Source organism: Leptolyngbya sp. NK1-12 (assembly GCF_032598965.1).
Taxonomy (GTDB): Bacteria; Cyanobacteriota; Cyanobacteriia; order Elainellales; family Elainellaceae; genus Elainella.
The window spans coordinates 4633160-4658009 of the sequence record NZ_CP053586.1 but is presented as its reverse complement, the minus strand read 5'-3'; the positions used below and the strand labels follow the sequence as shown (position 1 = coordinate 4658009).

28 protein-coding genes are annotated in these 24850 nt (G+C 52.8%); 11 read left to right on the top strand and 17 right to left on the bottom strand.

The features are described 5' to 3' along the window. Positions 1-14 precede the first annotated feature (14 nt). Positions 15-329: a TatA/E family twin arginine-targeting protein translocase gene (locus HJG54_RS20010; protein WP_316430922.1), complete on the bottom strand. Its 315-nt coding sequence runs from the start codon at positions 327-329 to the stop codon at positions 15-17. A 276-nt stretch (positions 330-605) separates the two neighbouring features. Beyond that, entirely contained in the window at positions 606-809 is a 204-nt protein-coding gene (psbH, locus tag HJG54_RS20005; protein ID WP_035997639.1) for a photosystem II reaction center phosphoprotein PsbH, read from the bottom strand. A gap of 80 nt (positions 810-889) precedes the next feature. Between psbH and psbN the strand changes: the two genes are divergently transcribed. Beyond that, a complete protein-coding gene (gene psbN, locus HJG54_RS20000; RefSeq protein WP_420717268.1) occupies positions 890-1054 on the top strand; it encodes a photosystem II reaction center protein PsbN in 165 nt (54 codons plus the stop codon). Between the two features lie 165 nt (positions 1055-1219). On the opposite strand, the gene HJG54_RS19995 is transcribed toward psbN, so the two are convergent. Then, positions 1220-1579, bottom strand: a complete 360-nt coding sequence (locus HJG54_RS19995; protein WP_316430921.1) for an STAS domain-containing protein — start codon at positions 1577-1579, stop codon at positions 1220-1222. Between the two features lie 189 nt (positions 1580-1768). Beyond that, complete coding sequence (hemF, locus tag HJG54_RS19990; RefSeq protein ID WP_316430920.1) at positions 1769-2803, bottom strand: oxygen-dependent coproporphyrinogen oxidase; 1035 nt, start codon at positions 2801-2803, stop codon at positions 1769-1771. A 205-nt stretch (positions 2804-3008) separates the two neighbouring features. Here hemF and HJG54_RS19985 point away from each other — a divergent pair, with 205 nt between their 5' ends. Next, a complete protein-coding gene (locus HJG54_RS19985; protein WP_316430919.1) occupies positions 3009-3809 on the top strand; it encodes a Uma2 family endonuclease in 801 nt (266 codons plus the stop codon). A 77-nt stretch (positions 3810-3886) separates the two neighbouring features. Then, a complete protein-coding gene (locus tag HJG54_RS19980) occupies positions 3887-5476 on the top strand; it encodes a hypothetical protein (protein ID WP_316430916.1) in 1590 nt (529 codons plus the stop codon). Between the two features lie 25 nt (positions 5477-5501). Here the strand turns inward: HJG54_RS19980 and HJG54_RS19975 are convergent, their stop codons facing one another. The 3 genes from HJG54_RS19975 to HJG54_RS19965 all read right to left on the bottom strand — a co-directional run bounded on the left by HJG54_RS19975 (position 5502) and on the right by HJG54_RS19965 (position 7646). Next, a complete protein-coding gene (locus tag HJG54_RS19975; protein WP_316430914.1) occupies positions 5502-5888 on the bottom strand; it encodes a hypothetical protein in 387 nt (128 codons plus the stop codon). Positions 5889-6021: 133 nt separating this feature from the next. Next, positions 6022-6723 (bottom strand): esterase/lipase family protein, encoded by a 702-nt coding sequence (locus HJG54_RS19970; protein ID WP_316430912.1) that lies wholly within the window; start codon positions 6721-6723, stop codon positions 6022-6024. After that, entirely contained in the window at positions 6720-7646 is a 927-nt protein-coding gene (locus tag HJG54_RS19965; RefSeq protein WP_316430910.1) for an alpha/beta fold hydrolase, read from the bottom strand. Before HJG54_RS19965 ends, HJG54_RS19970 begins: the two co-directional genes overlap by 4 nt. Positions 7647-7869: 223 nt before the next feature. Between HJG54_RS19965 and HJG54_RS19960 the strand changes: the two genes are divergently transcribed. Further along, the gene (locus HJG54_RS19960; RefSeq protein WP_035997622.1) at positions 7870-8097 is read left to right on the top strand and encodes an indolepyruvate ferredoxin oxidoreductase subunit alpha; all 228 of its coding nucleotides are present in this window, start codon (positions 7870-7872) and stop codon (positions 8095-8097) included. Between the two features lie 111 nt (positions 8098-8208). Here HJG54_RS19960 and HJG54_RS19955 read toward each other — a convergent pair whose 3' ends face one another. The 4 genes from HJG54_RS19955 to HJG54_RS19940 form a co-directional block, all read right to left on the bottom strand. Continuing rightward, positions 8209-10176, bottom strand: a complete 1968-nt coding sequence (locus tag HJG54_RS19955) for an AMIN domain-containing protein (RefSeq protein WP_316430907.1) — start codon at positions 10174-10176, stop codon at positions 8209-8211. A gap of 215 nt (positions 10177-10391) precedes the next feature. After that, positions 10392-11417 (bottom strand): YihY/virulence factor BrkB family protein, encoded by a 1026-nt coding sequence (locus HJG54_RS19950; protein WP_316430905.1) that lies wholly within the window; start codon positions 11415-11417, stop codon positions 10392-10394. Positions 11418-11421: 4 nt separating this feature from the next. Further along, positions 11422-13632 carry a GAF domain-containing sensor histidine kinase gene (locus HJG54_RS19945; protein ID WP_316430904.1) on the bottom strand — a complete coding sequence of 737 codons (2211 nt, stop codon included), beginning with the start codon at positions 13630-13632 and terminating at the stop codon, positions 11422-11424. Then, positions 13602-13949 (bottom strand): hypothetical protein, encoded by a 348-nt coding sequence (locus tag HJG54_RS19940; protein ID WP_035997616.1) that lies wholly within the window; start codon positions 13947-13949, stop codon positions 13602-13604. The genes HJG54_RS19945 and HJG54_RS19940 overlap by 31 nt, the downstream gene beginning before the upstream one ends. A 226-nt stretch (positions 13950-14175) precedes the next feature. Here HJG54_RS19940 and tmk point away from each other — a divergent pair, with 226 nt between their 5' ends. The 3 genes from tmk to HJG54_RS19925 all read left to right on the top strand — a co-directional run bounded on the left by tmk (position 14176) and on the right by HJG54_RS19925 (position 16423). Further along, positions 14176-14853 carry a dTMP kinase gene (tmk, locus tag HJG54_RS19935; RefSeq protein WP_316430903.1) on the top strand — a complete coding sequence of 226 codons (678 nt, stop codon included), beginning with the start codon at positions 14176-14178 and terminating at the stop codon, positions 14851-14853. A 36-nt stretch (positions 14854-14889) separates the two neighbouring features. Continuing rightward, positions 14890-15846, top strand: a complete 957-nt coding sequence (gene holB / locus HJG54_RS19930; protein WP_316430901.1) for a DNA polymerase III subunit delta' — start codon at positions 14890-14892, stop codon at positions 15844-15846. 397 nt (positions 15847-16243) lie between these two features. Beyond that, complete coding sequence (locus tag HJG54_RS19925; protein ID WP_316430899.1) at positions 16244-16423, top strand: hypothetical protein; 180 nt, start codon at positions 16244-16246, stop codon at positions 16421-16423. A gap of 51 nt (positions 16424-16474) precedes the next feature. Here the strand turns inward: HJG54_RS19925 and HJG54_RS19920 are convergent, their stop codons facing one another. Then, positions 16475-16990, bottom strand: a complete 516-nt coding sequence (locus tag HJG54_RS19920; RefSeq protein WP_316430898.1) for a CYTH domain-containing protein — start codon at positions 16988-16990, stop codon at positions 16475-16477. On the opposite strand from HJG54_RS19920, the gene HJG54_RS19915 reads away from it, so the two are divergent. Next, complete coding sequence (locus HJG54_RS19915; protein ID WP_316430896.1) at positions 16989-17618, top strand: DUF6962 family protein; 630 nt, start codon at positions 16989-16991, stop codon at positions 17616-17618. The genes HJG54_RS19920 and HJG54_RS19915 overlap by 2 nt on opposite strands. Positions 17619-17700: 82 nt before the next feature. Here the strand turns inward: HJG54_RS19915 and HJG54_RS19910 are convergent, their stop codons facing one another. The 3 genes from HJG54_RS19910 to upp all read right to left on the bottom strand — a co-directional run bounded on the left by HJG54_RS19910 (position 17701) and on the right by upp (position 19783). Beyond that, positions 17701-18018 carry a hypothetical protein gene (locus HJG54_RS19910; protein ID WP_316430895.1) on the bottom strand — a complete coding sequence of 106 codons (318 nt, stop codon included), beginning with the start codon at positions 18016-18018 and terminating at the stop codon, positions 17701-17703. A gap of 238 nt (positions 18019-18256) precedes the next feature. Next, the gene (locus HJG54_RS19905) at positions 18257-19093 is read right to left on the bottom strand and encodes a PhzF family phenazine biosynthesis protein (protein WP_316430894.1); all 837 of its coding nucleotides are present in this window, start codon (positions 19091-19093) and stop codon (positions 18257-18259) included. A gap of 39 nt (positions 19094-19132) precedes the next feature. After that, complete coding sequence (gene upp, locus HJG54_RS19900) at positions 19133-19783, bottom strand: uracil phosphoribosyltransferase (RefSeq protein WP_035997598.1); 651 nt, start codon at positions 19781-19783, stop codon at positions 19133-19135. Between the two features lie 260 nt (positions 19784-20043). Between upp and HJG54_RS19895 the strand changes: the two genes are divergently transcribed. From HJG54_RS19895 to HJG54_RS19885, 3 genes are all read left to right on the top strand, one after another. Next, positions 20044-20589, top strand: a complete 546-nt coding sequence (locus tag HJG54_RS19895; protein WP_316430893.1) for a Ycf51 family protein — start codon at positions 20044-20046, stop codon at positions 20587-20589. A gap of 69 nt (positions 20590-20658) precedes the next feature. Next, positions 20659-21849 (top strand): iron-containing alcohol dehydrogenase family protein, encoded by a 1191-nt coding sequence (locus HJG54_RS19890; RefSeq protein WP_316430892.1) that lies wholly within the window; start codon positions 20659-20661, stop codon positions 21847-21849. 42 nt (positions 21850-21891) lie between these two features. Continuing rightward, positions 21892-23106, top strand: coding sequence for an aspartate aminotransferase (locus tag HJG54_RS19885; protein ID WP_316430891.1), 1215 nt, complete (start codon positions 21892-21894; stop codon positions 23104-23106). Positions 23107-23120: 14 nt separating this feature from the next. Here the strand turns inward: HJG54_RS19885 and HJG54_RS19880 are convergent, their stop codons facing one another. Together HJG54_RS19880 and HJG54_RS19875 are read right to left on the bottom strand one after the other, a co-directional pair. Next, positions 23121-23576, bottom strand: coding sequence for a hypothetical protein (locus HJG54_RS19880; protein WP_316430890.1), 456 nt, complete (start codon positions 23574-23576; stop codon positions 23121-23123). A gap of 115 nt (positions 23577-23691) precedes the next feature. Continuing rightward, complete coding sequence (locus tag HJG54_RS19875) at positions 23692-24738, bottom strand: glutathione S-transferase family protein (protein ID WP_316430889.1); 1047 nt, start codon at positions 24736-24738, stop codon at positions 23692-23694. Positions 24739-24850 lie beyond the last annotated feature (112 nt).

Genomic DNA, 24850 nt, shown 5'->3' with positions numbered 1-24850 from the left:
AATAATCAGCGGAACTAGCTGGTTTTCTCTTCAACAATTTCAGCGTTGGTTACAGCTTCGTCGCTTGGATTAGCCTCGGTCGGGGTAGAGGCCAGTGCTTTTTGTGTGGGCGGTTCCAGCGTAGCCTTCATCGGCTCATTCACCACCTTTTCTATGCGTTCGGCTTCTTTCTTGAATTCGGTTTCAAATTCCTTAGAAGCTTCCTGGAAGCCCCGAATCGCTTTACCGAGACTGCGGCCAATTTCCGGCAGCTTTTTGGGACCAAAGATTAATAGGGCCAAAATCATAATCAGCGCCATCTCTGGTAGACCAATCCCAAAAATATTCATATGCCCTCCTGAGAACGTTTAACCTCTTCCCTCTAGTGTAGGGGGCGTGGTTAAGTTTTAAGTTTTGAGTTCTAAGTTTTAAGTTTTGAGTTCAAGTCGATTAGTTAGAAGTAGGTTTAGTGGGAGCGATTCGAGTGAGTGCAGCTCCTTCTAGCAAGCCATCACCTCAACTCCCTAACTCAAAACTCAAAACTCAAAACTCAAAACTATCAAAAAGCCCCGGACAACCCAGGGCAATCGTTATGAAAACTCATCAAGCTAAGCCGAGAGCCAGCCTTAGCCACCGAGGCTAGACCAATCGACCTCGACGCCGTTCAGGATCAGCGAGGAGTTATAGATCTGCAGAATAATCAGCAGGAAAACAAAGAACAACCCCATGAAAACTGCCATCAGGGGCGTGGTTCCCCAGCCAGGGGCGACCTTACCGTATTCAGAGTTGAGGGGTTTAAGGATATCTCCCAAGCGAGTCCGCTGTGCCATGAGTGACCTTCTATAGTTCTCTAACGTTTTTAATGATCCGTAATATCATAAGAATAATACTATTTATGGTTCTTCAAAATATGGAGCTTGCAACAGTTTTTAGCATTCAGAACCTGGAGCCTGCCACAGCAATGATTGTAGCGATTGGAGCTTTTCTGTTGGCAATCACTGCGCTCTCGATCTACACCTCATTTGGGCCACCTGCTAAGGAACTGGACGATCCGTTTGAAGATCACGAAGATTAAGAGTCATAAAGATGAGTTTCGTTTGATGTCGGTTCAACTCAGCTAAGACTCGAATTGAGTCCAGCACAAATTCAGCTCAAGCGCAAGGGGGAAGTTGGTTCCCCTTATCTTTTATCGTCGAGAAACCACAGGTTGGCACAGCCCTTTGCTCTAATACGCCGCAGGCTAGGTAGTAATGCCACGAGAAACGCCTTCTAGGGCATCTTCTTCGGTGTCAAAAATCTCAAACACCGAGTCCATCATTGTCACTTCAAAGACGAGCTTGGCTTCGGGATGCACCTTGCAGATGCGAAAACTGCCTTTAATTTTATCGGCATCGCGCATTCCGGCCACCAAGGATGTCAATCCAGAACTATCAATAAAGTTGACTTGGCCCAAGTTTACAACAATGTGAGGACTAATCTTAGAAATACACTCTTGCAGCTTGAGCCGAAATTGCCATGCTGTCGTAATATCAAGCCGCCCGGTCGGTGTGAGAACAACAACAGTTCTGCCATCTTGAGTGGTACGGATTGTCTGCTCCATTGGAGATGTATCCTTCCTTGGGACTTATGAGTATCTTAGGCCAATCCTTCTGCAATGCCTGAATCAACTACTGCATTGAGGGCCATTGAACCCTAACGTAGTTTAACTTAGCACTATCTATCTTGCCCCAAGGAAGGTTAATCCTCACAGGATTTTTGCGGTCTTATCTAGATCGGTTTAACTACCGGTTTAACTAACCGTGCTGCCTAACCAGTCTTGTGGTTTGAGAAAAATCTCGTAGAGTTGGGCTTCCGGCGTTTCCGGCTCCGGATGGTAGCTATACTCCCAGCGGACCAAGGGCGGCAGCGACATCAGAATGGACTCAGTACGACCATTGGTTTGCAGGCCAAAGATTGTGCCTCGGTCATAGACCAGATTGAACTCAACATAGCGCCCGCGTCGGTAGAGCTGGAAGTTGCGCTCCCGTTCGCCCCACTCGGTAGTTTGGCGCTTTTCGGCAATCGGCACATAGGCGGGTAGAAAGGCATTGCCGCAGTCTTGCACAAAGGCAAACAGTTGTTCCCAACTGCGGGGGTCTACCTCGCCAATTGCATCGCTATAAGTCGCTGCCGGTCCCTTGGAGTCGGGGCCGTGGTAAAGCTTACCGCGACTATCTTGATAGTCAAAAAAGATGCCGCCAACACCGCGAGTTTCGCCCCGATGCTTGAGATAGAAATACTCGTCGCACCAGCGTTTGAAGGTCGGATAGTACTCGCTGTGGTGCCGGTCGCAGGCATCCTTCAGGGTTTGGTGAAAGTGTTTCACGTCTTCAACAAAGGGATAGTAGGGCGTCAGGTCGATGCCACCACCAAACCACCAGACTGGGCCAGCTTCAAAGTAGCGATAGTTGAGATGCACCGTGGGCACATAGGGATTGTGCGGATGCAGCACCATAGAAGTTCCGGTGGCATAAAATCCGTGTCCGGCAGCTTCAGGCCGCTGAACCAAAATCGAAGGAGGCAGATCCTTGCCCCAGACTTCCGAAAAGTTGACGCCACCCTGCTCGAATAGATGGCCAGCCTTCATGACGCGAGAGCGACCACCGCCGCCTTCTTCCCGCTCCCAGCTATCTTCCTGAAAGTTGCCGCCGCCATCAAGCTGTTCTAACCCTTGACAAATGCTGTCTTGCAGCCCCTTGAGAAACGCACTGACACGCTCACGGGAATCGGCAGGAGGTAGACTGTTGGCCGCAGTGGATGGGTTGTTAGGAACGGTGTTCACCATAATCGTGGATGCTAAGAAAGTCTGAACTTAAGCGGTTGATTAAACGAGCAACGCTGAATCGAATCGGTAGGTTAGGAGAATCGATTGTGGTTTGCTCCGGATCTAGCCTATATCGAAATGGGGTTTGCCCCAGCTTCTTCGTTAACTGAATGTAACGTTTATCAAATGCTATGGTGAGGGCATTCATGAGTTGAGGGAGATTGGTATGACATTGTCGATTGACCAACTCGATTCAGACCTGCTCTATCCAGACTCTGATGGCAAGCCAATGGCCGAGAGTGATCCAACTCGCGATTATTTGATTTACGGTGTTGAGGCACTGGGCAACTATTTTCAAGATCGCCCGGATGTCTATGTTTCAGGCAATTTGTTTATTTACTACAAACAGGGAGTTCCCGATGCGGTAATCGCTCCGGATGTGTTTGTTGTCTTTGGGGTAGAGAAGAAAAAGCGCAGAAGCTATAAGGTGTGGGAAGAAGGCGGCAAAACGCCGGCATTTGTTCTAGAAATCACCTCGAAAACCACCCAAGAGCAAGACGAAGAGGACAAACCCCAGAAATATGCGCGGCTAGGTGTCTTAGAGTACTTTCAGTACGACCCAACCGGAGAATACTTGCAGCCCCAACTCAAAGGGTTACGGTTAGTCGAAGGATACTATCACCCAATTCCAGCCAACCTGCTACCAGACGGCAGCCTATCTGTCTACAGTGAAGTGCTGGGGTTAGAACTACGCTTGACTCAAGGAGAACTGCGGTTCTACACCCAAACTGGGCAAAAGCTCTTAAGTCCCTCTGAAGCCGAACAAGCTCGACGCGAAACCGAACAAGCCCTACAGCAAACTGAACAGGCTCTACAACAAACCGAACAAGCTCTGCAACAGGAAACCCAATTACGACGGGCCGCCGTTCCTCGCTTACTAGCAATGGGACTGAGCTTCGAGCAAGTGGCAGCAGCTTTGAACTTGAGCGTAGAAGCCGTGAGGCAAATTGCTCAGCAGCAAGGTTAGTCAGGCGCTCATGGCATCTAGTTGCTGCTACCTTTGCTGCTATTGTTTAGATCTTTGCCGAATCTGCTGAACCGCGCATGAAAGATCTGTTTGCCCGCGAAGCGCTAGCGCAAATTCCCAAAATTCTCACCCTACTGGATCGCAATCCCCATAGCCCCACCTACGGCTGTTTTGATCGCAACTTTTGGCACTACAAGATCATTGATTTTCCTAGTGGCATGTCGCAGGAGTTTGTGCTGCCGTTGGCCTTGGCCTACAGCACCGATCTTTCAAGCAATCCGTTTTATCGTCAGCCGGTCCTGAAGCAATGGGTAGAGGCGGGCATTCACTATGCGGCCAAAAGCGCCCATCCCGATGGCTCCTGTGATGACTATTTTCCGTTTGAGCGAGCTGGCGGAGCGGCAGCTTTTTCCCTTTTGGCCTGTGTGGAAAGCTATTTGCGGCTGGGCCTCAATAATCCAACACTGCTAGAGTTTTTTGCCAAACGAGCTGACTGGTTGGCGCATCATCAGGAAAGCGGGCGGCTGACCAACCATCAAGCTTTGATTGTGCTTTGTCTGGAACTGTTGTCCCGTCTGCTGCAAACCAACCGTTGGGACCGAGCCAAAGCTCAACGCCTAGAGCAGGTGTTTGCCTGGCAGAATCAAGAAGGCTGGTTTCAAGAATACGAGGGCTGCGATCCGGGCTATCAGACGCTGACGATTTCCTGCTTAGCGCGCCTTCACCAACTCAATCCCACGCCACAGTTGAAGGAATCGCTGATTGGGGCAGTTGCATTGGCAGCTCATTTCGTGCATTCCGATGGGTCCTTTGGTGGCGAATACACCAGTCGTAACACCTATAATTTTTTTCCTCATGGCTTTGAGCTAGTAGGTCACTGGCTGCCAGAGGCATTGGCAATCAACGACCGCTTTCTGCAAGGACTGGCGAATGGCAAAGCTCCCTGCTACGCGGATGATCACATCATTGGTCATCACACCTGGAATTACTTGTTGGCTTGGCATGATTTTGTGGAGCATCGTCCTCCCTTAGCCGAGCGTCCTGAGCAGCGTATCTGGCTCAAGCAAGCGCGAGTTTTGATCGACCGGCGACAGGGCACAGAGCTTTATCTGGCGTTGAATAAGGGAGGTGTGTTCAAGCTGTTTCGTAGTGGTGAACTGATTGCTTCAGACACGCAGTTCTCGTTACAGGTGCGGCAAGGTAGGAAAGTTAGGAATGCGGTAGGGCATCTAGTCAGTGGGTACACCGTCGATGTCGGCGAAGACGAAATTCTGATTCGTGGTCAGCTGGGCTGGGCTAAGCAAAAGCAAATGACGCCGTTGAATTTGATGATTTTGCGGGTGGTGATGCTGACGATCGGACGTTTTTACCCCAATCTGGTTCGTAGCCTACTACAAAAAGTTCTGATTGTTGGCAAGAGCGACGCACCGTTTCAGTTTATGCGCCGGTTACACTGGCAAGACGATCACTGGAACATCACAGATGAGCTGCGAACGAATGATTGGAGTAACGTGATTTCGGCTGGAATTGGTGGCGATCAAACGTCAATCTACGTCGTGATGAGCCGCACATTTCAAAGCGGGCAGTTGCAAGAATGGCTGGATTTGACTGAGCAGGTAAAGCGACTTCAGGCTGGAGAAACGCTGAAATTGGAACGGTCGCTGTAAGTGTGAGATTGACTATTTGACCAAATCACTTAACCGACTGTCCGTCTCGCCGCCCCAGTTCGTACACACCGCAACCAATGCAGGCAATAATGCCCATGCTGATAGTCCAACTGTGGCCCAAGCTGGCGGCAATACCCCAATTGCACAAAACCCCTAGCACGACAAATGGCACCGTACTGAGCAGGGACGCATAAAACGCATTTTGCGACTCCCGGACTTGCCGAGTCCGCTCGAATTCCTTTCTAGAAGTGTAGAGCGATTGTTCTACCTGATTCATCCAGGCTGCCAACCGTTCCATCACCCACTCACTCAGGGGGAAAAAGCCCAGATAGAGGGCTAGCGACCACAAGCTAATGCCCGCCAGCAGCGCTGTATCAAGCTTGAATTGAAATGGTAAGACCTCGATCACCATGCAGAGCCGCCCTCTGTAGATTTAATCAACGTAGTTTAATTGAGTAGTCTAACTGATTGTAACGTTATTTGAAGTAAGAGGTGATGGAGGTGGGAAAGTGGGGAATGTGTGCATTGATGAATCGGGCCAATCCTTAAACCAGGTATTTGGCCCAGGTGGATGCCACTGTCGCGGAGCCGTACCACAGCCTACCTGGACGGGGAGAGTGCCATACGTCTTCTAGGATTAGGTTTTCGGCACCTTCTAGCTGGGCAGCTGCAATGGGCGTAACGCCGTCTCCCCAGCATTCTCCTTGGCCGCAGGTGAGTTCGTAGCTGCTGTAGGTGAACCAGTTGCCGAAGCTACGCTTGCCATAGGCAGACTTTCCGGCGACGCAAACATAGCGGACGGTGGAATGAAATGCTCCCGGATAGTGGGTTTTGACAAAATCCAGGTTACGTTTGGTCCAGCGTTCCTGGCTGATGTGGGGCGTTCCTAGCGTCACTAGGGTTTTGACTACAGGATGGGCCTTCCATAGACAAACTCTCGTACTGTCGCTGGGATGGACATTGTAGGGAACTTCACCGAGATAAATACGGCAAATCCATCCGCCGGCGGAATGGCCGACTAGGTTAATTCCCTCGCTATTGGTTGTCTGCATTACCTGTTTCACGGTTTGATCTAACCGTTGCAGGATTGGCAAAACTGACCGTCCTCCCAAAGTCGGGAACCAATCTTGGCGGCGCAAGGGCACCGTCACAGCCGGACAACCCAAGCTTTGCAGCGCTTGCTCCATTTCCCGGTAGGGGGGAGCACCCGCTAGATAACCGGGCAGGATTACAGTCGGTAGGCTCATGGACGACTTGATAGATGTTGGATTTGCGAATTCAACCAGTCGATGATCTGAATGTTGACCCGCTCCGGGCACTCATCATGGGGACAGTGGCCCGCATTCGGAATGGGTACAAACTGCACCTGCTCCGATTGGGCTGCCAACTCTCGATATAGGGTTGCCCCCGTGATCGGCGTCCAGGGATCGGCTTCCCCCCAGAGGACGAGCAGTGGTTGACTGATGTGGGGCAGCAAATCTTCTGGTTTGGGGCCGGGCGGTGCGGTCAGAATCGTGGCGAATACTTTTTGGGCACCCGGATCGCAGGCAGGTTCGTAGATTAGATCAATCAGCTCATCAGTGATGGCTGTGTGGTCCCGGTAGACTTGCTGCAAGGTGCGACGCAGACGAGGCTTTTGCCGAATTCGATTAAACAGAAAGGGGCCGACCAGATTGGAACTGACCAGCTTGGTAAATCCTGCCATTACCGTCCGCAACGGCCAATTTAGCTCTTCTGGACGATGGTTCAATCCTCCTGCCGCATTTAGCAGTACGCCTGCTCGAGCTTTATCGGGATGGTTGGCTAGCATCATCAGACCGAGCAACGCGCCAATCGAATTACCAATAAACACAGCGGGTTCTTGAACGTGGGTCTGCCAAAAGTCCGCCAACATCTCTTGCCATAGCTCCAGATGGTAATCGACCAGAGGCTTGTCCGACTTGCCAAAGCCTAATAAATCCACGGCAAAAACGCGATAGCCAGCCGCCGCTAAGACGGGAATGTTTTGTCGCCAATGCCCAATCGATGCACCAAAGCCGTGAATGAGAATCAAGGGAACTCCGCTGCCCTGAACTGCATAGGCGATGCGATGCCCTTGCCAAGTCCAAAAACGAGTTTCTAGCGGAGTAGAAGAAGGAGTTGCGGCAGTCGAAGAAATCTGAGTCGTCACAGTGGTTATTCAGAGAGGTTATTGAGATGGTGATTGGAAATATTTTACGTTTCTTAATCTATTCTAATGCTAGGGCAGTGATCGCGTTGTTAGGAGATTGACCCGGATCGCCACATTTGACCGCTACACTGTAAAGCGACCCTGACTGATTCTGGGCCTAGTTCTCTGGGCAAACCAGAGTCAGTTGCGGTCAGTTGAGATGCTTTGAGAGTTTTGGACTACTATGCCGCACACGATTGTTACAAACACTTGCGAAGGCGTAGCCGATTGCGTTGACGCCTGTCCGGTTGCCTGTATCCACGAAGGTCCAGGCAAAAATACCAAGGGCACTGACTGGTATTGGATCGATTTCACTACCTGCATTGACTGTGGGATCTGCTTGCAAGTTTGTCCGGTAGAAGGCGCTATTGTGCCGGAAGAGCGCCCGGAATTGCAGAATACTCCGAGCTAGGCAATGTTTCTGACCTGCAAGTTACTTCAGCTAGGCACACCGGCTGGCTGTGTGATTGAATCTATGGGCAAGTTGAGACTTGACTGTTGAGACTTGACTGTTAAGACTTGACTAGGGAACTGGCAGCGGTTGGCCGAACTCGATCACGGGGATGCCGTTAGTTGCCGGGGTTGGGGTGACTGACGCGGGTGCTGCTGGGTTGGGTGCTGCGAGCGCATTTGCCTGTCCAATGGGTAGAGGTTGACCAAACGGAATTGCTCCATTGGTCGGAACGAATGCGGGAGAAGCTGCACTGGTCGGTGCAACGGATTGACTGATGGGACTGGTGGCGAAGGGTTGCCCAAACGAGATCACAGGCGTGGGAGCTGGCTGAGCTGGACTCGCTGGGGGACTGGGCTGGGCCGGAATGGGTTGAGGCACCACAGCCGTTGCAGCAGGCGAGGGAAATGATGGTGCAGGCGCTACGGGCGCAGAAACACCTGGCTGAGGAAATGAAGTCGCAGCGGGTTGGGGGGCTGGCTCGGCAGCAGGCCGTTCGGCAGTGGGCTGGGGCGACGAGTTTGCAGCTGAAGTTTCGCTTGAGCTTTCGGTCGGGTTTGCAGCTGGGTTTTCTGCCGTTACTGTGTTGATCGAAGGCACACTCACACCGCTTGCGGTTGGTCTGGGAAATGAGAGGGTACCTGAAGTGGGAACGGGAGTGGGTGCGGTAATTGCAGCCTGCCCCACACTGGGTACGACCAGAGCCGCAGCCGTTCCGGTTGCTGGAGGAAGTTCTGCCGGAGGGGTAGAGAAATCGACTGGCAATGGAGCACTGAGGGCGGTTGGGCTAGTTGAGCGCATTTCAGGGGTTTCAGGATTGGCAGCGGCAGTCGAAGCTGGCAGTTGGGGTGCTGTAGCTACTGTCGGAGCCGAAGTTGGAGCCGGAACTGGAGCCGCAGCTGGGGGTGCGGGAGGCGCGGTGGGTTCTGCTGCTGTTGTTGCGGGAGCTGCCTCTAGTTCTACCGGAATTTCGACTGCACCTGGTTCTAAGGGGGGTAAGGGATTGCTAGCACTTTCGCTGGCAGCCACTTCAGCGTCGGCAGGTACCGCAGCTTGAGCATCACTGGGGCGGTTGGGCGTTGCCGGATCAGTTGTCGCCTCAGACGCAGGGGCATTGTCTACAGGTGCTGGAACAGGTGCTGGAACAGGTGCTGGAACGGTTGGAGCCGCTGTAACCGATGCAGTCGCTGCAGGTCTATTCCCTGTAGTGGTTTCGGCTGAGGTTTCGGCTGGGGTTTCGGCTGGGGTTTCGGCTGGGATTTCGGCTGGATTGGTGGCTGTATTCTCGGTCGGAGCGATCGACGGTTGGGACGGCACTACCGATGGAGCAGGCTGCTCCACAGGGCGGGAAGTTGGCTGGGTTTGATCTTGTGCCACGGGCTGGGGTGTAGATTCAGCCACGGGTTGAGCTTCATTTTGTGCTGCCGGTTGGGGAGCAGACTGAGGCTCATTTTGCGCTTCTGGTTGCGCTTCTGGTTGAGGAGCAGACTCAGCCATAGATTGAGAAGGCCCACTTGTAGTCTCAGCGCTAGCTTGATTGCCAGCTGGTTCATCTGCTTGCGCAATGGTTGGGTTGGGTGCATCAGTAACCAGTAGCGGACGCAAAGCCCAGCGTTGACTGTTGCTACCCGTGTTCCCATCTGCATTGCCATCTGCACTATCCAGGGGTCGTAACTCCACCTGACCCGGTGCTAAAACTGCCTCTGGTGACAGCTCTAGAACAATACGAGCTACTCCTGGCTGGAATTGGGCTACCCGAATCTGCCGCACTGCACCATCATAGGACTGTTGTACCGGCACCATTCCCACATCCGTATTCGGTAAATCGATCACAATCCGTGCTGGTTCTGCGGCCAAATGGTATTGGGGCGTGACGCCCTTTGGTAAGGTAATCACAAGCTGATGGGTACCCGGATCAAACTGCCAGGTATTCAGAGTGGCAGCCTGAACTGGAACTGTGACTACCACAGCTACTCCTAGCCCCATTCCTCCCAGCCAAGGCAGGAGCGTCATTGCTTGTTTTGTTCCCAATCGTCCCATGATTGCAACCTCCAGTGCTTTGCGATGCTGGCCTTCCCTATGCAATGCTTCATGCAGATTTGTGCAAAACCAATTAGTTAGGGCAAAACCAATTAGGGCAAGACCATTAATGCAAGACCATTAGTGCAAGCATGTTATATCACTTGTCTGGAAATGCGCTACCTAATTTGAGCAATTAAGACTTTAGTTGGAAATTTGCTTGAGGATTTGATTAACTAGAAACGTTCAATCCGCTCCTCACGGTTTTTCCCTACTCCTCGATCTCCTCGATCTCCTCGATCCCTTCTGCGCCTACCCTGTCCCGGTCGCATGGCCCGACCCACGGTTACATTCAACTGATCTCCGATCAATAGCACCAGCGAACTGAGGTAGAGCCACAGCATCAGCACAATCACCGCTCCGACCGTGCCATAGACCTGATTGTAATTGCCGAAGTGCTGTACATAGAGACGAAACAGGTTGGAAATAATTGCCCAGAGCACAGCAGCTAATACAGCTCCTGGCATGATTGGCTGGCCTGGGCTCCAGCGACTTGGTCCATAGCGGTAAATGAAACCAAAGGTAAGGGACATGATTCCTAACACCAAGGGAAAGGTGAGCAGTTGCCACAGCCGCAATAACCCAAACCGGAATGAGCCGCTGTATTCAGCCACGTTTCGCACTGCCACGTCGCTGACAAACAGCAGCCCGACCGCCAGTAGCAGCAGCAAAATTGTGCCAATGGTCAGCCCTAGGGCAATCAGTCTCGCTTTCCAAAATGGACGAACCAGTTGACGAGGAATGCAGTGAATTTGATCCAGCGCGGCCATCGCTGCACTCAGGGCACCCGAAGCGATCCACAGCGCTAATACGAAGCTAATCGAGAACAGGCCACGATCGCGAGTACCGCTGACAGCATCGGCAAAGCCCTGAATCAGCCACAAGGCTTCGGCAGGCACCACCTCACTCAGCTGGCTAGCCAGAGCTGCAAATGTGACCTGTAATGGACGGAACAACCCAATAGCGGTGAGGATTGCCAGAATTGCCGGGAATAGTGAGAGCATCGCATTGTAGGCCATCTCGGCTGCTAGTCCGGGCAGCCGCTGTTCACCTGCGGCTCTGATGGTTTTGCAAATAGTGTGCCAATTCAGATAGCGAAAAAAGCGAAGAAAGCGGCTGGATCCAATAGCACCCCCAGGAGGCAGTTGGGCAGAACGAGTAGAACTGGTTTTCTGACTCGGTCGATCCCTCTGCGGGTGCATGGGTTTAGCTCCTTGTTTTCCCAGCCAGGGAAGAGGGAAGCCTAAGCGTGAATTTTGTCCATCCATCCGTGCTAGTGACCTGCAACTCGCCTTGCAAACGTTCAACCAGCTTCTGTACTAACGCTAAGCCCAACCCGGTGCCACCCTGTTTCCACGGATCGGCGTTCGGGCAACGATAGAACTTATCGAAGATTTTGGGTAACTCAGTCGCCGGGATCGTTGCTTGATTGCAAATCATAAACGCAACCCCGGAAATGGGATCAGATTCATGCGCAACTTCTCCAGTGCCGACATTGTTGGCAACATAGTCACTGTCAGCATAGTCACTGTCAGCATAGTCACTATCAGCATAATCAATACAGTCAACCTTCAGACTAATCTGACCACCGGGAGCGGTGTATTTGCAAGCATTATTTAGCAGTTCTACCAAAACTCGCCGCAGAGAAGCCGACTCTGCGGTAATCGGCGGCAAATCGGCTGGGTAGTGCACAGTAAATGATTGTTGGCGAGCGACAAACCGAGGTTGAAACGGGGCAATAATTTGAGACAGCCATTCGGGTAGCGGTATGGTCTCTAGTTCAACGCGGCGCGGCATGGCCTGCAACTGCTGTAAGTCGAGCAAATCGTTGATCAAATCGGCTTCGCGGCTGGCCTCTTGTTCCAAAATGCTGAAATAGTCTCTCCACTTTTCGTCAGCCCAGTTGTCTTGGGGAGCGGCGGCCCGCAGCATGTGAATCGCCATTTTCACATTCGTAATGGGGGTACGCAGTTCATGGGAAACCGTGCTGAGGAACTCATCCTTGAGTCGGTTCAGCTCCGCCAGTTCTTGAACTTGGCCCTGGGCCGCTTGGTAGAGACGGGCTTGCCGAATCGCAATCGCACACTGGTTGGCCACCTGTTGCACCAGGCGAATTTCCGGCTCCTCGAACTGGTGGTCTTTCTGGTGAATTAACCACAAATCGCCCAGCACTGATTGATTTACATCCCGCGCTGGCAGATCAACCAAGATCGGGCAAGCCAACATAGCTACCTGACCGCGCACCGGATTGGGCAACAGCGAGCAAAACTGAAACGACCAACCCCGCTGGAGTTGCTGGTAGATTTCTGGGAAGTGCTGCATGTGCGCCACCCTGCCCTGAGACGCTGGGATCGATTCGGTGTAGTCGTAGTGAATCGTAGATGTGCCCTGCTTCAGGTCATACAAGGCCGCATTACAGCCCGCCAGCTTCAGAATTACCGTTAGCTCTTGCACAACCGCTTGCAGGATGTGCTCTTCGTTGAGCGAGTCTCGCACGCGCTCAGTGATGCGTTTCAACATTGACTCATAGTCCAGTGCCTTTTTCAACTGCTCTGTGCGCTGCTGCACCTCCCGTTCCAGATCCAAGTTCAGCCGGTATGCCTGCTGATACAGTTCTGAATGCTGTAGCGCAATTGCGGCCTCCTGGGCCACTTGCTGAAGAATATCGATCTCAAACCACTGCCAAATCCGTTGGCTCTGCTGATAGGCCACAATCAGGCCCGAAATCTTGTTTACTCGCTGAATCAGAGCCGTTAGCAGAGCCATTCCCGGCTGGACCAGCGGCACTAACGCTGGAGGAATAGGAGCACTACTTCCATCAAATCCGAGCGGAATGTCCTGCTGACAAAAGGCAACGAGTTCGCTCACTTGCGCGGTGTTTAGCGTGGTGCCTAGCCGTGTTTTAGCTGAGCTAGGAGTTGCAGTCACAATGGTCGCGGCCACAGAGTCTGTTACAGGAATGGCTTGGGGATTCGTCTGGGTTTTGGCCGGGTCATGAATCCAATCATCAACCAACTGATACACCACTGCATGATCAGCCTGGAGCAATTGCTGAGCCGCCACAGCAGTTTGAGCCAAAATCTCTTGCGGATTCAGCGACTGTCGCAGTTTCTGAGTGATCTGCATCAGTTGGCGCTCCTGCTGATATTGGTTCAGCAGTTGTTCATACTGGTGCTGGTGCTGCTGCATCAGTGGTTCAGATGGATGAACTGCTGTTTGAGAGCCAGTCAGCAGCTCAAATAACCGTCTCACTTCTGCCACGGCAGCCGCTCGTTCAGCCGCAGATAGCTCTGGATTCGAAAGAGAGTGGAGAACGGCATCCAACTGTTGCTGCACGACGTCGATTGGAGACTTCCCAGGAAGATGCACACCGTCCTCCAAATAGTTCAACTGGCCGCGCTGTTGATTAAATGCCACTGACGATTCTCAACAACGGCTCGATTCACCAAGTTGAACATATCACGGCAATGATTATTACTCTGCAGCGGTAGTTCCTCGTTTTTAACCACGAAACTCATGCGAACTTCCGCCTCAGGCGACGCAAATCGATCAATCAGCACTTCTACCGTCACTAACTTGGCAAACGAGACACCACCGGGGACTTCACGAGCCACCAAATAGTCTTCTGTTGAGTAAATTACATCCATCCGGCAGGAGCGGAGAATATCAGTCAGCATCTGCCGCAAACGGTCAAAGGATACCGACACAGTGAATAGACTAGTGTAACGAGCCATAGGCAACCCCGGATGTCTAGCTGTGCAACCGTCTGATCTTACCCAACCGGAATTTCTACCTGACGTCAAGATGCAAGCGTAACAAATTCCGCATTTGCGGTAAGACCATCCCAGGCTCGGTCGTCGTGCGACCGTTCTTCCTATCTTAGCTTCTATACTCAGTTCGGTAGAGTCGATCAGAAAGTTTGATATCAAATCTGCTCTTGTTCAAATTATTCTATGTGCCATGCCAGGAAAGTTCATTGTTTTTGAAGGGGTAGAAGGATCGGGCAAGACCACCCAAATTGAGCAAACGCGAGCTTGGTTGCTGAGCAGTTCTGTGATTGCTCGCCTCCAGCAGCAGAACCAGGTTTCTCAAGTTATTACAACCCGCGAACCGGGCGGAACGCCCATCGGTAAAACCCTGCGGCAGTTACTGCTCCAGCCCAGTGACGAAGTGATTCCAGACCGGACCGAACTGCTGCTCTATGCGGCTGACCGCGCCCAGCATGTAGAAACGTTCCTTAAGCCGCTGTTGGCCGCCGGAGCGGTTATTCTCTGCGACCGCTACACTGATTCCACGGTGGCCTATCAGGGCTATGGTCGCGGCTTGAATCGACTGCTGATCGACCAGCTCAATCAAATTGCCACCGATGGCCTGCAAAGTGACCTCACCTTCTGGCTCGATGTGAATGTAGAAGTCGGATTAGCGCGTGCCCGCCACCGGGCGGCCCAAGATCGGATCGAACAGGCCGACCTCGACTTTCATCAGCGGGTACAGCAGGGGTTTCAGCAACTAGCCCAAGCCTATCCCAACCGAATTGTCCGCATCGATGCCAGCCCAGACCCCATTCTCGTGGCCCAGCAGATCCAAAGTATTTTGGCTCAGCGCCTAATTGACTGGTACGGCAAACTAGCCAGTTAAACCCTAGTTAAACTCAGACTATAGATCTCTTGCTCTATGCTTTCCTCCTTCGCGCCCTTGATCGGACAAACCCAAGCCGTCGAACTGCTCAGCCGCGCTGTTCTGCTGGATCGGATTGCGCCAGCCTATCTGTTTGCCGGTACACCAGGGACTGGACGAGGATTAGCGGCCCGGTGTTTTGCGGAACTGCTGCTGGCTCGTGATCCCAGAGAGGAAATTTCTCCTACACTGCGGCAGCGAATCCAGCAGGGTAATCATCCCGATTTGCTCTGGGTGGAGCCAACCTATTTGCATCAAGGCAAATTGATCTCAGCTGCAGAAGCAGCCGAATTAGGAATCAAACGCCGCACTCCGCCGGAAATTCGCATCGGCCAGATTCGGGAAGTCTCCCGCTTTTTGAGTCGTCCACCTTTAGAAGCTCCCCGTTCAGTCGTGGTACTAGAACAGGCCGACAGTATGACCGAAGCAGCCGCCAACAGTTTGCTCAAAACTCTAGAGGAACCCGGAGCAGCAACGCTGATTTTGATTGCTCCTAGCCCCGACTCGCTGCTGCCTACCCTGGTGTCCCGCTGCCAGCGGATTCCGTTTCAGCGCCTGGATCAATTTGCAATGGTGCAAATTTTGCGGCAGACTGGTCAGACCGAACTCCTAGAGCATCCAGAAATTTTGGCTTTGGCGCAAGGCAGTCCGGGTGAAGCGATTACCCACTGGCATTATCTGCAAAATGTACCGCCAGAACTGCTGCATCAGCTCGTCCAGCTGCCCACTTCACTCCGCGGCATCCTGGACCTCGCCCGCCAAGTAGACCAAACCTTAGAGTCAGACACGCAGCTTTGGTTACTGGACTACTTGCAACATTGCTACTGGCAACAAGGCCAATCCGCTCGCCTGCCGCTGCTGGAGAATGCCCGTCGCTATCTGCGCCAATATGTGCAGCCGCGCTTAGTATGGGAGGTGTCACTGCTGCAAATCAGCCAAGCGGGAAGCACTTAATCCACAATTTGCGAACCGTTTGTTGCAAACTAATCAACTATCGTTTCAGCATCGTTAATTTGAAGCTTCGTAGTGCCAGCGTCCCCTGGCGTGGACAAGATGCCCGCACTACATCTCCCGTTTATTCTGGTTGACCTACTTATTAGTTGCACTTATTTGCACTTATTTGTTGCAAACCGTTTGTTGCAGACCCTGTGTTGCAGACCCTGTGTTGCAGACCCTGTGTTACTAACTATCTGTAAGCACTGGTAGCTCTGAACAATAATTCCGTTGACTGACTAAATTCTTTGTCAAATACAGCCCTAGGCAGAGACTAGAAGTGGGGTTGGTTGCATACATTGGTGTTTACATAAGCCTTTAATTGTTAGCACTCAGTAATTGGAAGGAGCACTCAACTATGAAATCTTCTCTAAAGCCTTTACCTGTCCCGCCTTCAATGGTAGCTAGCTCGACGACGAGTCAATTTGAAGTGGTGCAATTTCAACAGTCAGTAGATCGCGCGATTGCTCAATATTACGGAGCTGGTCCGCAATTCGCCACCACTTTTCGGGGATGGCAGATGAATCTGGGGCACTAATTCCATACCCTATTCCATACCAACAGCGCTGCTTGGGTACATGGCTCCAGACTACCAGCGGCTAAATGGGTGCTTAGCCAGATTGGCATTGAAATAGCGCGGGTCATGAGACACTTCCTCGCCAATCCAAGCTGGTAAATCTGGCTGTTGATCCGCGTTAGTCAACTCGACTTCAGCTATGATCAGCCCTTGATTTTCGCCACCAAATTCGTCAATTTCCCAAAGCAAGCCCTGCCAGGGGATGCGATAGCGAATTTTTTCAATCAGAGGCTGTTGACAAAGGGTATTGAGCAATTCGGTTGCATCCTTTAGGGGAATGGCATACTCATACTCGGCTCGACTGATGCCCTGGGTGGCTCCCTTAATGGTTAAATAGCCCTGGTCGCCCGCTACTCGGACTCGTACAGTGCATTCTGGACTTGCGGCCAGATAGCCTTGCCGATACACTACTCCTGTCGCTAACTGTCGCCACTCCTGTCCTTGGACCAGAAACTTGCGCTCGATTTCCGTTGCCATTGTTGGTTTGCCCCATTTACCGGTTCTATCCCCTGTTAGCACCGTAGCCATGACCATCACCGAACCCACCACGATGCTCACGGACTACGTCCTTGCAGGGATTGCTTTTATTTTGGCAGGGTTTCTAGTTCGGGTGGGGTGGCACAGCCAGCAACGGTCGGTTTGCTTCTGGGCGGCGGCTTTTCTGTTTGTCGCGATCGCAGCGGCCTTGGGCGGCACCTGCCACGGGTTGGTAGTTGAATTGGGTGCGTCCCTCAGCATGGTTCTATGGCAACTGATGCTCTATGCCGTCAGTTTGGCCAGCTTTTTCATGTTGGTAGGTACGGTCTGGAGCCGTGTGTCTCAGCGAAAACAGCGCTGGTTTTTGTTAGCTGCCATTGTCAAGCTAGCCATAACCTGGCTCCACCTGCTCCACCAGCCTCACTTCACTATAGTGGCTGTGGATTACCTGATATCCATGCTGCTGGTGCTGGCATTGCAAGTTTACGGGCTAGCAAGTTCACCCCGATCTGCGAGCTGGCTGACGGCGGGTATTCTGGTGTCTGGCTTGGCAATGGCAGTGCTTGTTAGCGGGGCAACGTTATTCCAAGTCTTGAACCATAACGACCTCTACCACCTGATTCAGCTCGTAGGCTTGGGGATACTCTTTCAGGGAGCCAAGCGGCTCAAAGACCAGTAATGCACTGACGGCACACAAGCAACACACTAGCAATGTGCCGATAGTGTAAATCACGAATTTGTCTGCGATTTATGGTTTTGCCCTAGGGTTCTGGGGTGATGCTTTCGCGGTGAATTTCGGTACCGTTGACAGTACCGAGCTGCTGCCGTACATCGTCGATGGCGTCGTTGAGCTGGGCAATTTTGTCTTCTAACCCGCGTCGCGCCACTTCGATGCTTTGTTCGGATGAGGCTTTTAGCTGCCGTTTCTTGACGGGTTTTGCGCCTGATCGCTGCTCCGAATCCAGCTTGGGTTCAGCCTGGAGGCGGGAGGCGGCTAAGGTGCCAATGACCCCACCGACAACACCGCCCACAACGGTGCCCAACAAAAATCCGCCCAAAAAATTTCCTTGTTGACTCATAGGTTTCACCGATTGCTTTTACCGATTGCGTGTTTGCCAATTTCTACAGTTGTGAAACAGTTGTGAATTGGTTAAATCTACTCCTAACAATTCCTCAGATTCCAGCGTTGCTTCTATTCTCGGTGCTATTCTCGATGCTTTTGCTGTTTTAGTTCAAAACGTATCTGTACCTAATCTGTACCTATCTGTATAGTCGCTCCTGCTTGCGGGTTGAAACGATTCTTGTGCTGATGCCGAATTAAATTCGAACTGCCTGTCCCGTAACCACAATTCCCCCCTGCTCAGGAATCGTGACGATTAGTCGGCTGGGGCGACCCATCGCTTCTCCCTGGCGAATCAAGATTGTGGTTGGCTCTTTGATTAGTTTAGCCTCTCGCAAATAGCCGCCAAGGGCCGCTGCTGCCGCACCCGTAGCTGGGTCTTCCACCACTCCGCCAACTGGAAACGGATTGCGCGCATGGAAAACCGTGGGACTCTCACGCCACACCAGCTGTAGGGTGGTGAGATCCTCACGCAGCATCAGCGCCTTGAGGGTAGCAAAATCATAGTCTAGATTAGCTAAGCGGTTGGTATCAGCTACCGCTAACACTAAATGCCATGCCCCGGCGTAGGCTTTAGCGGGAGGAATTGATTGGTCCAAATCGGGATGTTGCCACTTCAAAGTGGCAAGCGCCTCAGTCACAAGCGCATCCGATGCGAAGCTAAAGGTTGGTTCCACCGAAGTCAGCGATGCCTCATAGTAACCGTCTCGTTGGCAGACGTTCACGGGTACTGTTCCCACGGCTGTGGCCAAGCGATAGGTGCCCTCGCCCTGGTTTTCACCCAGCACGGCTCCAGTTGCAATCGTGGCATGGCCGCAAAAGGAGACTTCTGCTTCTGGGCTGTAGTAACGAACGATGCGATCCAGGCCGCTAGCGGGGGCAACAAAGGCCGTTTCTGAGAAGCCGACCTCAGCAGCAATGCGTTGCATCACGTCAGGTTCTGGCAGCGTATCTCCAACCCAGACGCCTGCAGGATTACCGCCCCTGGGATCGGTCGTAAAGGCTGATAGGCGATAAAGCGCTCCTGAAGTCATAATTTCTGTATCTCCCTATCCTTTCAGGTCTACTCAGGGTTACGTGCCAAAGGTGCGGTCGCCCGCATCTCCCAATCCAGGCACAATATATCCCTTGTCATTGACGGTTTCATCGATGGTGGCCGTGTAGACCACTAAACCAGGGTAGGTGACATTCAGCTTCTGTAATGCAGGCGGTGAAGCCACAACCGACACAATCCGCACAAAGGCCGGATCAATGCCTCGCTGGGTCAGTTCACCCATGACTGTGGTGATGGTGCCACCCGTTGCTAACATCGGCTCGGTAATGAGCACCCGCGTCTGCGGATCAAACTGCGAGGGGAACTTATTCAGATACACACTCGGCTCCAGCGTTTCTTCATTGCGCACCACGCCAATGTGATAAACCGATGCCAGAGGTAACAACGCCTGCGCTCCTTCCATCAGCGCCAAGCCAGCTCGCAAAATGGGGATGACGGCAAGCGGCACTTCTGGATTAATAAAGCTAGCTGCGCAAGGTGCCAGGGGTGTATTCACCTGGGTGTCAATGGTGGGCAGCCATTCGCGAATCGCTTCATAGGTCAGCCACCGGCCCAGTTCGGTCATGGCGCTGCGAAACAGCACTGAGGGGGTCGCTTGATCGCGGGCCACGGCCAGCCAATGTTTGATCAACGGATGGGGTGGAACATAAACGCGCAGTTGCAGAGTCATGGGTGGGTGAGATCGGGTTGAAAGGGGGTGAACTAAAGGGGAAAGTGCTGGCTACTAAGCATATCAGGAATTGGCCTCGCCGCATCTGGGCCGGGCCACCGAACAGCTCGATGCTTTAACCTCCTTTAACTTGATTGACGCTCCACTTGTGATCGCTCCACTTGTGATCGCTCCACTTGTGATCGCTCTACTTGCACCCCAATTGCCTTAGGATCGAAATACTTTGCACTCTATCGCCACGTTGCGGTTTTAGATTATCCATGCCAACAACTGCCGACTTCTTAACCTATACCCAATGGGCAGGCATCGCTACGCTTGCGTTTGCCGGACTGACTGCATTGAGCTTTTTGCTCAAGTGGGGGATTCGCTTTCGGTTAGTCGGGGTGACCGGCTTCATGGCAGTTTTGACGGGCGGCCTGTTTGCCTTGGGGCTGGTACCCTTTACGCGCACGGTGGTTCCAGGCGCAATTAAATTTTCCACCGTTTACGACACAGGTGCCACCCAAGCGGTGATTGCCGTTCCTCCTACGATTACCGAATCTGAACTCGACGCCACTCTACGGCAAGCAGCCAACGATCTGTTTTCTCCTGGACGGTTAGGTCGCGGCCAAGACCAACTGACGATTCGCGCTCGCACCGTACTACACCCAGAGCCAGGAGTGACGCAGCCGCTGTACTTGGGGCAAATTCGCCGCTCGCTGACGGTACGGGAAGATGACCAAATGGTGCTTGAGCTATTTCCAGAAAACATCGCCAAGCTGCCGCCCCAGCCCCAAGCTCCAGATGCCTCTCTGCAGAATAGTTAGGATGAAAGCAGGTTGAGTATAGTAAAGTAATCTTTACCTCACTGTTCATGGAGTTGAGGTATTTCGGCTATGACAGATTTAACGTTGCGAGTGAATTTAACAGAGTCAACCGCGCCTATTTTGCCCCTGGCAATTGCGCCAGCTCAGGTGGTGCGGGGAAGTGGAATGTTGGCCCAGTCTGGAGCGGCCCTAGCGCGTTTGGGTCAGCGTCCGTTGGCGGTGGTGGGCGATCGAACCCTGGGCGTGGCGCAGACTCTATTGCAAACGACAGCCGATCAGCACCAGCTTAGCTTGGCCTATGCCAACTACGGCGAGCATTGCAGCGAAGCAGAACTGGGCAGCCTGCGGGCGACGGTTAGCGCCCATCAGGCGGATGTGGTGATTGGCGTGGGTGGCGGTAAAGCCCTAGACGCAGCCAAACTCCTGGCCTATCAATGCCATTTGCCAGTAGTGACGGTCCCCACATCGGCAGCGACCTGTGCCGCCTGGACGGCATTATCCAACGTCTATTCAGATCAGGGTGCATTTCTCTACGATGTTGCCCTGCCTACCTGTCCGCAGCTCTTGATTCTGGACTATGACCTGGTGCAAACTGCACCCCACCGCACTTTGGTAGCCGGAATTGGAGATGCGATTGCCAAATGGTATGAGGCTTCGGTGAGCAGCGGTCATTCAGACCAGACTTTGATTATCGCCGCCGTTCAGCAAGCTAGAGTGTTGCGGGATCTGCTGCTGCAAAAATCCGCTGCGGCGCTTCAGACTCCAGGTAGTGCAGTCTGGCGGGAAGTGGTGGATGCCTCGGTGCTGCTAGCTGGCGTAATTGGTGGGTTGGGAGGTGCCCAATGCCGGACTGTCGCAGCCCATGCAGTCCACAACGGTTTGACCCATCTGCTGCAAAGCCACGATACGCTGCATGGGGAAAAAGTCGCCTATGGGATTCTAGTGCAGCTCCGCTTGGAGGAACTGATCCAGGGCAATCGGTTAGCCGCTACGGCCCGTCAGCAATTGCTCAAGTTCTATAGCGAGATTGGTTTGCCGCAAAACCTGGCCGATTTGGGCCTGATGGATGTTACCTTAGCTGACCTACAACGAGCCGCTGAAGTGGCTTGTCGCCCCGGTTCCGATATCCACCACCTGCCGTTTGAGGTAACACCGACCCAGCTTATGGCTGCAATGGTGTCCACAACTGCACCTGTTGCCGATACCAAAAGCCCAGCCTGGGAGTCGGAACACCCAGAAACCGCACCGTCGCTTACCTAACCTCTGTTTCCTTTCACTCTTTCACCTCTCCCCTTACCCAGCATGAACCTACCCTGGATTACCCCTGCCGATCGCCTCAGTGCTCTGCCTCCCTATGTGTTTGCCCGCCTCGATGAGCTGAAGGCCCGCGCCCGCGAACAAGGATTAGACCTGATCGATCTCGGCATGGGAAATCCAGATGGTCCGACGCCGCAGCCGGTTGTAGAAGCCGCGATGGCTGCTCTCCAAGACCCGGCGAATCATGGCTACCCGCCCTTTGAAGGCACCGCTAGTTTCCGTAAAGCCATCACGGACTGGTACTTTCGGCGCTATAGCGTCAATCTGGACCCCGACGGCGAAGCCCTGCCGCTGCTCGGTTCCAAAGAAGGGTTGGCCCACTTAGCGATTGCCTATGTCAATCCAGGCGATCTGGTGTTAGTGCCCAGCCCAGCCTATCCGGCCCATTTTCGCGGCCCCTTGATTGCGGGCGGCAAAATTCATCAGCTCATCCTCAAACCCGAAAATGATTGGTTAATCGACTTCAGCGCCATTCCTGACGCCGTAGCCCAGCAAGCCAAAATCCTCTACTTCAACTACCCCAGCAATCCAACCGCCGCTACAGCTCCCCGTGAGTTCTTTGAAGAAGCGGTGGCCTTTGCTCGCAAGTACGAAATTATGCTGGTGCATGACCTGTGCTATGCCGAACTGGCCTTTGATGGCTATCAGCCCACAAGCCTGCTAGAAATTCCGGGCGCAAAGGAAATTGGAGTCGAGTTCCACACCCTGTCTAAAACCTACAACATGGCGGGCTGGCGGGTTGGCTTTGTGGTCGGCAATCGCCATATCATTCAAGGGTTGCGCACCCTCAAAACCAATCTCGATTACGGTATTTTTGCAGCCCTTCAGACTGCGGCGGAAACCGCCCTCAACCTGCCGGATGTCTACCTGCACGAAGTTCAGGCTCGCTACCGCACTCGGCGAGACTTTCTGATTCAAGGTTTGGCCGAGCTGGGTTGGGATGTACCCAAAACCAAAGCGACTATGTACCTCTGGATGCCCTGCCCACCCGGTACGAGTTCGACCGACTTTGCCCTAACAGTGCTTCAGCAGACGGGTGTGGTTGTCACTCCCGGCAATGCCTTTGGTCAGGGTGGTGAAGGCTATGTGCGGATTAGCTTAATCGCAGACTGCGACCGACTTCAGCAGGCCCTACAGCGACTCCAGCAGGCGAACATTCGCTATCAGCCCGTGCTTTCGGAAGTAAAAAGTAAAAAGTAAAAAGGCTAATTTCCCTAAGATTTGGCAGCTCTACGGATCGGCAAACGCGAATCTAGATCGATGCCGTTATTGTCACAGAACACTCTCAGGTCATTCGTGGCATCGATTGCCCAGTGAACTCGCGCTTTGGCGTATTCTGGATCGCAAGAAGTAACCCCGTGAACGAGCCTGTGGCGTAATCGGAAGGCTCGATTAAGTCCATCCCAATTTCTCACCACTTCTGGGAGACGAAGTTGCACATTCGGAAAAACTTCTTCCTGCCAGACTTGTTTATATCTACTGAGTCCGTGGCATTTCTCCATAGTCCCTCGTATCACCACATTGGGAGAAGTACCCAGTGCAATGATGGCGCGCCGCACAGTCCATTCAAAGTGAATAACGGCAAGGAGGGCTGCCAGAGCCGGATCTTCTTCTAGAAATTGCCTGATTCGCTCCTCGCGAGACGAACTTGAATCTCGAACTAGAAACACTGAATCCCCTATAGTTCCCTAAAGGCAAGACAACCTAACCTACTTAGATCATGGACTCAGTCAGAGGACCGTGCAATGTGCTTCACCGAAGATTCAAGCACTCCAAATGATTGCTTTAAATGCCTGAACTAAAGCGCTCTCGCCCGTGGGAAGTCTCGAAATCGAGAATCGGTCCCTTGGGCACCAGCCGCGATGGATTCACCTTGGGATGGCTGATGTAATAGTGGCGCTTGATGTGCTCGAGATTGCAGGTTGCCTTCACGCCCGGAAGCTGGTAGATGTCACGCAAATAGCCCCAGAGATTTGGGTAGTCCACAATCCGGCGCAGATTGCACTTGAAGTGAACGTAGTAGACGGGGTCGAACCGCAACAGCGTAGTAAACAGACAAATATCCGCTTCAGTGAGCTGGTTACCACAGAGATAGCGCTGCTGACCTAGCACCTGTTCCCAGTGGTCGAGGGCGTCAAATAATTCGGTGACGGCTTCCTCATAAGCCGCTTGTTTCGTGGCAAACCCAGCTCGATAAACCCCGTTGTTGATCGGTTGGTAGATGGCATCAATGGTTTGCTCGATCGTATCCTGGAGCGGCATTGGGTAAAGATCGCGGTCGGACTGAGCAATATTGCCAAACTCGGTATCCAACATGCGGATAATCTCACGCGACTCGTTGTTGACGATTGTTTGAGTTTGCTTGTCCCAGAGAATCGGCACCGTCACCCGCCCGCTGTAGTGGCGATCGACTTTGACATAGAGCTGCCAGAGATACTGGGCGTGATTCACAGAATCGGGAATGCAGCCCGGACCCTCGGAAAACTCCCAGCCATGCTCTCCCATCACCGGATCCACGACAGAAACTGAGATCGCGTCTGTTAGACCTTTAAGCTGGCGCATAATCAAGGTGCGGTGTGCCCAGGGACAGGCCAACGACACATAGAGATGGTAACGGTTAGCCTCAGCAGGAAAGCCGCTCGAACCATCCACCGTGATCCAATTTCGGAAGGTGGTTGAAGGCCGGACGAACCGTCCCTTTTCATCTTCTTGCTGGCGCTCAGACACCCATTTGCCGTCTGCTAAAACACCCAATCCCATTGGCTTTTCCTCATACAATTCAACAGCAATGCCAGCATCGTACCGGCTGAAACCAGCCAGGTAAAGTACCATACTGTCCTACGTCCAGAAAAATCGGGGGATGATTCTCAAGAGTGATTACAAACCGGTTGCATTCTGAGACGCTAATGCTCAAATGACGATGGGGATCAAATTCCGCAAATCG